The organism is Vibrio sp. 10N.286.55.E10 (assembly GCF_002872555.1).
In the GTDB taxonomy this organism is placed as follows: Bacteria; Pseudomonadota; Gammaproteobacteria; order Enterobacterales; family Vibrionaceae; genus Vibrio; species Vibrio crassostreae.
Window position 1 is genome coordinate 124226 of sequence record NZ_MCSD01000007.1, and the last position, 11052, is coordinate 135277.

The following is an 11052-nucleotide window of genomic DNA, read 5'->3' on the forward strand; positions in this document are numbered from 1 at the left end:
AAAGAAGATAAAGAAGATAACGGTGCATAAAGCGACAGCTGCAGCAAAAACCACAGCTTCGATATTCGTTTAATTCAAAATGATTCACACAGAATGGCCACGCAATGTGGCCGTTTTTGTATCTAAAATACGCACTTCAAACAATGAATTAATTCAATAACTTGTATAGATACTCACGGCAAGTAAACTAGACTCAGTTTAGATATTAATTTGGTTTGAGAAGCGCAATAGTCATGAACGTCACTTTAAGGGCTGCAAAACACACGGATTTGGAACAACTTAACGAGTTAATGTTCGATCTACATCATCACCACCACCTTGCTAGCCCAGAGCACTTTAAAACGGCAGAAGAGATTGAGCAGGAAAAAAGCATTGCACGATACTTAGATGATCCTGAATGCTTGGTTTATGTGGCATTAAAAGGCGATCTCATTGTTGGTTTTATCTCTGGACATTTTTGTGAGCTTATCTCAACGGTGAGTAAACCAGTGCCGATGGGGAGTGTCGATGAGCTGTTTGTCTTACCTGATTATCGAAAAGAATCCATTGCTGAAAAGTTGTTTAACAAAGTTGAAAGTACTTTTGATGATTATGGGGTAGAACAAGTCTTTGTAGAGGTTTGGGACTTTAATTCACCTGCCAAGGACTTCTATCAAAAAATGGGGTTCACACCTCACATTCAATGGATGAGGAAGGCTTTGCACAAAACGTAGACAGCGATTTTGTGCGTGTTTGATTACACTAGAGCAGTCTTTAACTTTTTCTCTCATTTTTAGGTAAACTCGTTGGCTATTCGATATTTATTAGTTTTCATACTGTCTCTTTTGAGTACTACTTCCGCTTGGGCAAACAATACTTTGCCCGATCATATCGCGGGCGCTTTGTGTGTAGTACGTGCTGATAACCAAATCGTGTTGGTTGATGAGTTGATCACAGGTCAATTGTCTCTACCTGGAGGTACTGTGGTTTCAGGTGAGCCGCCAGCCGTCGCGGCGCAACGCGAAACGTGGGAAGAGGCGGGTTTGTCGGTAACGGTTGGTGGTGTACTGGGTTACACCGATAGCGCCGTTGTGTTTGATTGTGTCTCTGATTCTGAAGTGATCAGCTATCAAGCTCGAAATGAGCTAGGTGGTTTTGAACTTCCTATCTGGTTTGCTCCTCACTATGGAGTAGAGGTCAGCAGAGCGATGTTACTTCCTCCTACTGAGTTGGAAGCAAACCAGTACCGTTATCCAGAACAGTGGTCTGAGATTAACGAACTGTTTTTATCTGCTACAGATCAACCGGTGACTTATGTGACTGAGCTGGTGGGCGCGGCGCCGAAAGTTCATCAAGTTGAATTGAGCTGGATTGTTTCACTTCAAAACGCGTTCGATAGAATGCCGAGCGTGTTCGTGAATACTGTGCTTTTGACTGACTTGTTAGCGAAGCCATGGGTTTTCATCGTGATATTGCCGGTAATTGCGTGGCGTTTTGGTCGTAACTTCGCGTTGAAGTTTGGCTTCACTTTGATTTCGGTGACACTGCTAACTTTGATCGCACATCAAGGTTTTGGTTTTCCACGCCCGCATGCCTACTTGCCAACATTGAAGTTGGTAATGAGCAGTGGCTATAGTTTTCCAAGTTTACTGGCTGCTTTATGGGTGAGCTTAACTTTGTTAGTCTTTTGGAAAATAAAGCGTCTCTTAGAAAAACAATCAATATTGATTGTGCTTGCTGGCTTACTTTGGATCATGCTGTTTAAGTCGTATTCAGGCAGTGCGTTCTTTAGTGATGTATTAATGGGGGGCGTCTTAGGTGCCTTAACGACGTGGCACATCGTGAGGTTAGATTCAAAACCAGATGTTGATATTAGTGTTTTATTGAGTTCTAAGGGCGTGTGGTGGGCATTATGCTTATTGTCGATTGTTCTCACGGTGATATGGCCACTGCCTACATTCTCATTCTGGGTGGCTATTTTGATGACGATTGCATGCCTAGTGACGTTAACAGACTCGAAACCTTTGGTCGGTCAGTTCTCATTCAAGATCGTGGTTGGAGTGATGGCGATGCTGTTAGCGGGAAATCTGCTGATTAGCTGGGCAGGAAGTTTTGTCTCTTTCAGTGGTATTGCTTCATTTATTATTGAAACGTTACGTTTCCCAATATTGATTCTGTTTGGTGTGGTGGCATTTCGTCTGCCTTGGGCTAGAAATTAAGTAACACGACTCATTTAAAAAAGAGAAGGCTGTGCAGTGCACAGCCTTTTTAGTATTAATTTTACAGAATCGAATGATTATGAGTTGAAGATAAACTTTTCAATTGCTACGGCTACGCCATGGTCGTCGTTACTCGCGGTAATGTGATCGGCGATTTTCTTGGTTTCATCCATCGCGTTGTCCATTGCAATACCAAGGCCAGCGTATTCAAGCATATGGTGATCGTTTTCAGCGTCACCCATGCAGATTACTTCTTCCGCTTTAATGCCTAAGTGTTTCGCAATGGCTTCGATACCGACACCCTTGTTTGAGTTTGGGTTTAGGAACTCTAAGAAGAATGGTGCACTTTGCACGATAGTAAACTGAGTCTTGAGCTCTTGTGGCAACTTGCTGATGATTTCAGTTAGCTTGCTGGGTTCAGCGACAATCATGGTCTTGATGATTTCGTGGTCATCTTCTAGTTGAGAAAAGTCGAACTCGGTAATATCTAAGCCGTTAATACGCGCTTCAATACCCGTGTACTCATTGTTCTCAGGTGTGATTAAGCCGTGAACCTTGCTGAAAGCATGAACATAACCACCAAGCTGTTCAGCGAGGGCTGCAATCTCTTTTGCGGCTTTACCATTGCTGATCTCACTGTGAATGATCTCTTTTGTCGATACGTTCTGAACCATAGAGCCGTTGTAGAAGAGCACAAAGTCATCTTTGCCGTTAATTGAAAGCTCATCTAATTTGCTTTGCATGCCTTCCAAAGGGCGACCAGAAGCCAGAACGACCTTCACACCAGCAGCACGAGCTTTGGCGATCGCGTCTTTGTTCTCTTGAGAAATCACTTTTTCACTGTTGAGTAATGTGCCATCCATATCAAGAGCAATCAGTTTGTACATGTTGTTCCTTACTAAAAAATTAAAAGCTAACGAAATCTAATGGGCGAAAGGATAAGGGAACTTGAAACTTCAGGCTAGGGCTTTGATCAACTCATTTATCGGTACTCATTTGTTTGACCAAAAGGGGGAAGTGCTTTAAGGTCTGCGGTTGATTAATTTCATCTGATGATTGAGCTGAGGGAAAGTTGTACAAGATTAATGAAATGTTTGAAACCATTCAGGGTGAGGGCGTGTTTACTGGCGTTCCCGCTGTTTTTGTTCGTCTGCAAATTTGCCCTGTGGGCTGTTCTTGGTGTGATACCAAACAGACCTGGGAAGCGTTGCCAGAAGATGAGACCAGCCTTGGCGATATTATGGTTAAGACAGAAGATTCACCAACTTGGTCAGCAATCGATGCTCAAGGAATCGTGAATGAATATATCAAGCAAGGTTACACTGCGAAGCACATTGTGATTACTGGTGGTGAGCCATGCATTTATGATCTTGCTCCTCTTACTGAAGCATTTGAGCAGCACGGTTGTCGCTGTCAGATTGAGACTAGCGGAACATCAGAAGTAAAAGCCACACCTGACACTTGGGTTACGGTGTCACCGAAGGTGGCGATGAAAGCGAAACTGGAAATCTTAGATAGCGCCTTACAACGTGCTAACGAAATTAAGCATCCAGTAGGTACAAGCAAAGATATCGAACAACTTGACGGTTTATTGGATCGAGCTGCGGTTCCCAGCGACACTGTTATCGCTCTGCAACCAATTAGCCAAAAAGACCGCGCTACTCAACTTTGTATTGATACCTGCATTGAGCGCAATTGGCGCTTATCAATACAAACTCACAAATATTTGAGCATCGCATAGGTTGTATTTTTACTGGGCAAGATAAGTCGCTAGTAGAAGTTTTTCGTAAGGATTTAAGATGAAAAAAGCAGTTGTAGTATTCAGTGGTGGTCAAGACTCAACAACGTGTCTTGTTCAAGCATTAAAAGAGTATGATGAAGTTCATGCGATTACGTTTGATTATGGTCAGCGCCATAGACTCGAAATTGAAGTTGCTGAGTCATTGTCGAAAGAACTTGGTGTTAAAGCGCACAAAGTGATGGATGTGACTCTGTTGAATGAACTTGCTATCAGCTCTCTGACTCGCGACGATATTCCTGTGTCTCATGAGTTGCAAGAGAATGGACTACCAAACTCTTTTGTTCCTGGTCGTAATATTCTATTTCTAACACTAGCGGGTATTTACGCTTACCAAATCGGTGCTGAAACCGTGATTACAGGTGTGTGTGAAACAGATTTTTCTGGTTACCCTGACTGCCGTAATGACTTTGTGAAGGCGATGAACTCTGCACTTGTACAAGGTATGGATAAGCAGCTTGATATCAAAACACCGCTAATGTGGTTAAACAAGGCTGAGACATGGGCGCTAGCAGACCAGTACTCAGCACTTGAGCTTGTTAGAAACAAAACACTGACTTGTTACAACGGCATTGTTGGTGATGGCTGTGGCGATTGCCCGGCATGTGAACTACGTAAAGTTGGCCTTAACGATTACCTAGGTGATCGCGAAAGCATTATGGCTGAGTTGGTTCGCAAACAGGCTGAGAATAAATAATCTCAGGTAAATCAATCGGCTCGTTATAGGCATCAATAATGCAGTTTCGGCCGTTGCTTTTGGCTTGATAGAGCGCTTGGTCAAGCACTGAATACAAGTCATCAAAGTCACTTAATGCGTTTGAGGTTGCTAGATAAGCAAAACTCGCGGTCACATTAAGTGACTTTTTGCTTTCTGATAAGAAGGCAGTGCTGGAAATGGCGTAGTGTAACTCTTCAACGCGTTCTCGTACCTCTGCTGGTGTGGTATCGGTTAGCATGATGACAAATTCTTCTCCCCCTAAGCGACCAAACAATTCACCATTTACTAAGTGTTTTCTAATTTTCTCACTAATATGGATCAGTGCTCGATCACCGGTAGGGTGCCCATGCTCATCATTAATCTTCTTAAACTTATCTAGATCGAGCAGCACGAGCACATGCTGTTTTTCCATCCCTTTACAGCGTTTCACTCTTTTGATTCTTCGAATTATCTCAGTTCGGCTATATGCTTTCGTTAAGCCATCAATTGCGGCTTTTGCGCGAACCGTTTTGTTTACCAATACCGTAAAGCTTGCAGCACAAAGCAACAGAATAACAACGATGTTGTACATCCATCTTTGATGTTCCATTTTTTCAATTTGAACGCGGTCGAGTTTCGTCTGATGTGTCAGGAAAGAGTTCTCAAGTTCCTGCTCATATTTGGCATGCGTCAGGCCGAGGGCTTCGAGTGCGAGTCGATTGTCGATGTCTCTAGCTTCCATTTGTATTGATGAGTATCGCTGGTAAAAATAGAAAGCTTGTTGGTAATCGTTGAGTGATTGATTAATATCAGAAAGCTGTAGAAGTGACTGCGCTATGTATTTATGCCTTGCGACTTGTTCCGCTAATCCTAGCGCTTGTTGAGCATAGTTGAGCGCTTCCGTTGGCAATTTTTGTTCTTCGAACATATCGCTGATAGCCAAGTAAGCATTGATACGAATGACATCATTGCTCAGTTCGCTCGAAGCCGATAGAGATTCGACCAAGTAGGTTCTCGCCAAATCATAATCTTTCGTTTGAGTGTACGCTTTTCCTAAGCCAAGACTTGTTAGTGCGATACCGTAGCTATGTGATGACGAGCTCAGTAGTGTTCTTGCTGTCTGAAAGTGGTGAATTGCTAGGTCACTTTGCTCTTGGTTAAGGTTGAGATCCGCAAGGCTGTGATGCACTTGTGCTTTCATTAAATCTGAAGCGTTTTCTCTGAGAGTTAGAGCTTCCTGCAGATACTCAGCCGATTTTTCATATTGCTTTAATTCTTTGAGCAAGTTACCTACATCGTTGTAAACTCCCGAAATATCATGTCCTTGTGGGAAGACATTTATCAGTGATAGGTAGGTATCTAGTGCTGCTTGATAGTCACTTCGAAAATGGTGATTGTTTGCAATGACTCGATAAGTTCCAAACTTTGGCAATACTGGGTCAGCGATGTTATATAAATCTGATTGAAGCGCAGAACAGTAATAGTTAGCTTGATGATATTTAGCTTGCTCGTTAAGTGATCGGCATAGCTGGTACTTTAGCAATGCTTTTCCAGCTAAATCGCTGCGAGATTGCATTTTCGCCAAAAGTGTTAAAAAGCCTTGTTGTGCTTCCTCATATTGGCCTTTGCCGTCTTTCATAAGAGCAGAAATAAACGCTGCTTCTATCGCTTGGTAGTCACTGTCGTTTGAAGCGATTCCGTAGAACGGCTGATCTCGGTGGCTCATGTATTTATAGAGAAGAGACGCAAGGTAAAGCTTATCTCCGTAACTCGTTGACCCGATATAGCGTGTTTGCAACATGTTTAATGCGCGCTCAGGAGAGTGGTTTAAAGTAGAAAGATAAAGCGCGTTCCAATCAGCATTAGGAGTAGGGCTTAAATGGGAAGCATAGATTGATGAGTTTTGGTCACGATCTGACGGTAATACTTGGCTATAAGAACAAAAGCTAATGAATAGCAGAAAGGTAACAAAAAAGGAGTGAATCACAAGAGACTATCAATCAGATAAAGAACGATATTCTATTATTAGTTTGATGTTGCTTCAAATTTTGAATTCTATAGCTATAAGGTTATGCGAGGTAGGTCTCTAATTTGTTGATACTAATCAGAGGTATATCGGTCGCACGATTCGCGCGACCGATATCAGAAATTAGATGTATAATTTCGCTAGGTCAGAAGGCTCAAGTTCTTTGCCTTCTAATGTTGCATTCCAGTTAGTACCAACAAGAACGCCGTCTTCAGCAAGAGTTAGTAACCAATCTTCTACAAAGATATCTAGTGGAATTTCTAATACTTCGAAGTCAGCCCACTCTTCAACGTTGTGAGTCTGAGCATCTTCTTTTGAAGACCAGAACGGCATCACTTCGCTGTTTTCGAATTCACTTGAGTCACATGCTAGCCAACCTTCTTCGTTGCGAAGGCCCCATACCAGTTTAGTTTCCTGTGTTTCAGAAACGAAAAGTTCTAGATTTGCTTGAGTATCAGCTGTTAGTTTGCTCATGGATTAATTCTCTATGTTGATAACGTGGCAAGATTAACATTATAGACGGCTTAGGTATATGCTATTCAAGGAATTATCACCATACTGAAACGTTAACTTAAGATAACGTTTCAGTATGGTAAAAGCAGGGGAGAGCTTACTTTTTAATTTTGGTGAAAATGTGCCATTCTTCTTTGATATTACCCTTAAATCCAACAACGGAAGCGACAACCTTTCGATGTAGTGCGTGATTGATTTGGGTATCATCACTGCTGAATTCAGAATCACCATGACCGACAATGTTGACTCTAGATGGCTGAATACCGTTGCTGATCAGCGCACGTCTGACATGCGATGCACGTTCTTTTGAAAGCTTTAGGTTGTGTGCTGCGTTACCTACTTTGCTGGCATAACCTTGCAATTCAATCGATGTACTCTCGTAACGCTTCAAAAACGCAGCCATTTGGCGTATCTGCCCTAAGAAAACCGGGTTGATCTCCGTAGAGTTATTAGCAAAGAGTATGTGGAGCTCTTTCTTTTCTGAAGATTCGAAATATGAACCACAACCGTCGTTATCTATCTCAGCACCCATTTGCGTATCGGGACATAGATCTCTAGCATTGATTACTCCATCATTATCATCATCTTCGAGATCATAAATTTGTGTGATCTCAGGAAGAGCTCGATATTCAAATTCTTCATCGCTTGTTTCAGCTAAAACATTGGCAGAGACAACCATGATACAAAGCGGAAATACAGTCTTTATCAGCTTCATTAGTATTCTACCTTTTCATTCCATTCTTGAGGGGTTTCGACGCGTAGTCCGGTCAACAAGTTTCCTGTTGCGTTCATTACTCGGTATTTCGCGTATTGTTCGTCGTACTTGGCATCCAAATACCCTTTACGAGCTTCGAACAATTCATTCTCAGTGTTAAGCAAGTCGAGAAGGGTACGTTTACCGATGCGGTATTGTTTCTCATATGAGATAACCGTGTCTGATGCCGAGTCTACGTGGTCAGATAGGAACTCTTTTTGCTGAACGGTCAAATCCAGAGCGCTCCATGAAAGACGCAGGCTCTCTTCTACATTGCGGTAAGTGCTCTCACGTAGGTCTTTTGCTTTATTGAGTTGGTAAGCGGCACTTTCAGCACGATCTTGATCTGAGCCTCCGTTATAGAGGTTATATCTCAAACGAACCATTGCTGAGAACTCATCGCTACTACCTTTAGTACCACCGGCATCATCACGCCAGGTTTGAGCCGCTTCAAAAGAAACCGTCGGGTAGTTAGTACTCTTGGATTGCTTGTATTGAAACTTGGCTGAGTCCACATCGGCTTGTGCAATCTTGATTACTGGGTGCTGGTTAAAGGCTTTTGCCAATGCGCCATCAACGGTATAAGGGATAGCCCCTGCATCTGCTCGAGGGAAGGTTAGCCCTAGCGGAGATTGACCGACAAGCCTTTTAAATTGAGTGTGAGTGTCAAAAAGGTTGTTTTGCGCTGCAAGCAAATTACCGTGTGCTTTAGCGATACGTGCCTCTACCTGTGACATATCTGCCGTTGATCCAATGCCTGATTCAACACGTTTGCGGATATCACTGTATATTTTTTTGTGTGTCGCGAGGTTGTTTTCAGAGAGTGACAGTACTTCATAGGCTTTCACTGCATCAAGATAGACCTTAGTGACTTCTAAAGCGATGTCCTGTGCATTTGATAGCAGTTGATAGCGTACAGATTCTGCATCAGCTGCGGTACGATCGATATCATTTGAGGTATTGGAACCATCCCAGATAAGTTGAGTAAGGGTAATAGTCGCTTCTTTTCGAGTTAGATCTGTTGTGCTTGAGTTAGTCGCTAGGTCGGTGTGTTCATAACCGATCCCTCCATCCAGGTCTATACTCGGACGGTAAGCACCACCAGAAGCATCATTAATATATCGCTTACTGACATATTCATTATAAGCACTTTTGATTTCAGGGTTACTTTCTAAAGTAAACGCAACGGCTTGCTCTAGGGTTTGTGCTGTCGCCGGTAAGGTAATACTTATTGCTAACCCTAATGTTGTCTTTTGAAGCCTGTTCAATGTAAATCTCCCTAAAATTGGCGTACACCTAAGTCTTGAATTCATGCCGTTATATACAAAATTTAGATGAACCGCCAAAAAAACCACGATCGCTAAGCTGGCGTTCGCAAATGGTTGTAAAAATGTTAACCGATCGGCGTGCGTTTTATGGTGTTCTTGTACACGTTAATCTCAAGTTTTATCGCCGATTATTTTCCGTAAACACAATAACTTATATTGCCATTGTGAGCACTAAGATTGTTGTGTGATGTGATCACTGTCATTAGCTTGTCACTCTAGTTGTTAAATACTCGATTCATAACTAGGAATTATATGACTTTAGGTGTTATATTTTAACTAATATTATAAATATAATGTCACTATTTTGACGTTAATGACAAAAAAAGATTTTTTAGGGGTTTATATGGACATGACAACATTGAATTTGGGTGGTGCATTAGCACTTGGCCAGCGCATTGTTATCTCGGTAGATGGTACGATTAAAGTCTTAGAAGAAGGACAACCACTACAAGCAGGGGATGTCGTTCTTGAATCTCAGAACGGGTCCAATGAACCTCAGGTATCGGCAAAACGCTTCTCATCAGAAGAAGGCGAAATTGAGCTCGACCAAGATATCGCGAATATCTTTGCAGCATTAGAAGAAGGTCAAGACCCGACCGAGCTAGGTGAGGAGTTCGCAACGGCAGCAGGTCAAAACGGTTCAAGTTTGGCTTCTAGCGGAACTATTGAACGTGATGGTGAAGAAACTATTCCTGGTACAGAGTTCGTTACTACGGGTTTCGAATCATTGGGCTTATCTCGAACTCAAAGTTTAAGCTTACTTGATGCTTATCGTTCACTCATTGAGCCTGCCGCAGCTCAACCTAATACTAACCCACTGTTTGTCGATTCAAATAGTGACGCTATTGGTGACACAGTATCATTTACGACAGATGAAGATACGCCAGTCAGTGGCACTTTGTCGGCTTCAGATGAAGATGGTGATTCTCTGTCATTCAGTAAATCGACAGAACCTTCAAACGGTACTGTCGTTATCGATGAAAATGGCGATTGGACTTATACCCCAAATGAAAATTACAACGGTAATGACAGCTTTACGGTAGAAGTCTCTGACGGCCAAGGCGGCACAGATACAATAACCGTTAATATCGGTGTTACTCCAATTAATGACCTACCTGTCGGTGAAGATGTTTCTGTAACTACAGATGAAGATACCCCAGTAAGCGGAACATTAAACGCGACAGATGCAGACGGCGACTCGCTAACATTCACAAAAGGGACAGAACCGTCAAATGGCTCTGTAGTTGTCGATGAAAATGGTAATTGGACATACACGCCGGACGAAAATTACAACGGCAGCGATAGCTTTACTGTTGTGGTTGATGACGGGCAGGGTGGAACGGATACTATTACTGTTGATGTAGATATCAATACGGTAAATGACGCGCCGGAAATCGACGATGCGACCGTGAATAACGTGTCAGAGAGCATCGCGAACGGCACCGAAGTGTACGACGTACAAGAAGCGAGCACAGGCAACGATACCGACCTGGATGGTGAAGATCTGCAATACACCTTCGTGCACAGCGATGGCGTAACGAAGAGCACGACCAGTGAAGACGGCGCGTTCAGCATCGACCCGGACACCGGTAAGGTCACCGTGCTAGATACCACGAAGGTGGACTACGAAAGCGCGACCTCAATCGTACTGACCGTAGAAACGACAGATGGTGTGAATGCCGATACAGCGGACATCACGCTGAACCTGACCAACGAGAACGACAACGCGCCGGAGTTC

Annotated in this window: 10 protein-coding genes; 5 read left to right on the forward strand and 5 right to left on the reverse strand. The window is 42.9% G+C overall.

The genetic code is table 11. The features are described 5' to 3' along the window. Positions 1-233: 233 nt before the first annotated feature. Both BCV39_RS06170 and BCV39_RS06175 read left to right on the forward strand, forming a co-directional pair. Positions 234-713 carry a GNAT family N-acetyltransferase gene (locus BCV39_RS06170; protein WP_048662919.1) on the forward strand — a complete coding sequence of 160 codons (480 nt, stop codon included), beginning with the start codon at positions 234-236 and terminating at the stop codon, positions 711-713. Positions 714-785: 72 nt separating this feature from the next. After that, positions 786-2198, forward strand: coding sequence for a phosphatase PAP2 family protein (locus BCV39_RS06175; protein ID WP_102431199.1), 1413 nt, complete (start codon positions 786-788; stop codon positions 2196-2198). Positions 2199-2275: 77 nt separating this feature from the next. On the opposite strand, the gene BCV39_RS06180 is transcribed toward BCV39_RS06175, so the two are convergent. Continuing rightward, entirely contained in the window at positions 2276-3085 is an 810-nt protein-coding gene (locus BCV39_RS06180) for a Cof-type HAD-IIB family hydrolase (RefSeq protein WP_102431200.1), read from the reverse strand. Positions 3086-3270: 185 nt separating this feature from the next. On the opposite strand from BCV39_RS06180, the gene queE reads away from it, so the two are divergent. Together queE and queC are read left to right on the forward strand one after the other, a co-directional pair. Further along, positions 3271-3939: a 7-carboxy-7-deazaguanine synthase QueE gene (gene queE, locus BCV39_RS06185; RefSeq protein ID WP_308812639.1), complete on the forward strand. Its 669-nt coding sequence runs from the start codon at positions 3271-3273 to the stop codon at positions 3937-3939. 58 nt (positions 3940-3997) lie between these two features. Then, positions 3998-4693, forward strand: a complete 696-nt coding sequence (gene queC, locus BCV39_RS06190; protein WP_017063822.1) for a 7-cyano-7-deazaguanine synthase QueC — start codon at positions 3998-4000, stop codon at positions 4691-4693. On the opposite strand, the gene BCV39_RS06195 is transcribed toward queC, so the two are convergent. The 4 genes from BCV39_RS06195 to BCV39_RS06210 all read right to left on the reverse strand — a co-directional run bounded on the left by BCV39_RS06195 (position 4653) and on the right by BCV39_RS06210 (position 9212). Then, the gene (locus BCV39_RS06195) at positions 4653-6680 is read right to left on the reverse strand and encodes a diguanylate cyclase (protein ID WP_102431202.1); all 2028 of its coding nucleotides are present in this window, start codon (positions 6678-6680) and stop codon (positions 4653-4655) included. The genes queC and BCV39_RS06195 overlap by 41 nt on opposite strands. Before the next feature lie 162 nt (positions 6681-6842). Beyond that, positions 6843-7193, reverse strand: coding sequence for a DUF2750 domain-containing protein (locus BCV39_RS06200; RefSeq protein WP_017062305.1), 351 nt, complete (start codon positions 7191-7193; stop codon positions 6843-6845). 136 nt (positions 7194-7329) lie between these two features. Then, positions 7330-7947: an OmpA family protein gene (locus tag BCV39_RS06205; protein ID WP_048659436.1), complete on the reverse strand. Its 618-nt coding sequence runs from the start codon at positions 7945-7947 to the stop codon at positions 7330-7332. Then, the gene (locus BCV39_RS06210; RefSeq protein WP_102431204.1) at positions 7947-9212 is read right to left on the reverse strand and encodes a TolC family outer membrane protein; all 1266 of its coding nucleotides are present in this window, start codon (positions 9210-9212) and stop codon (positions 7947-7949) included. The genes BCV39_RS06205 and BCV39_RS06210 overlap by 1 nt, the downstream gene beginning before the upstream one ends. Before the next feature lie 445 nt (positions 9213-9657). Here BCV39_RS06210 and BCV39_RS06215 point away from each other — a divergent pair. Next, a partial coding sequence (locus BCV39_RS06215) for an Ig-like domain-containing protein (RefSeq protein WP_133146453.1) occupies positions 9658-11052 on the forward strand: 1395 nt, incomplete at its 3' end.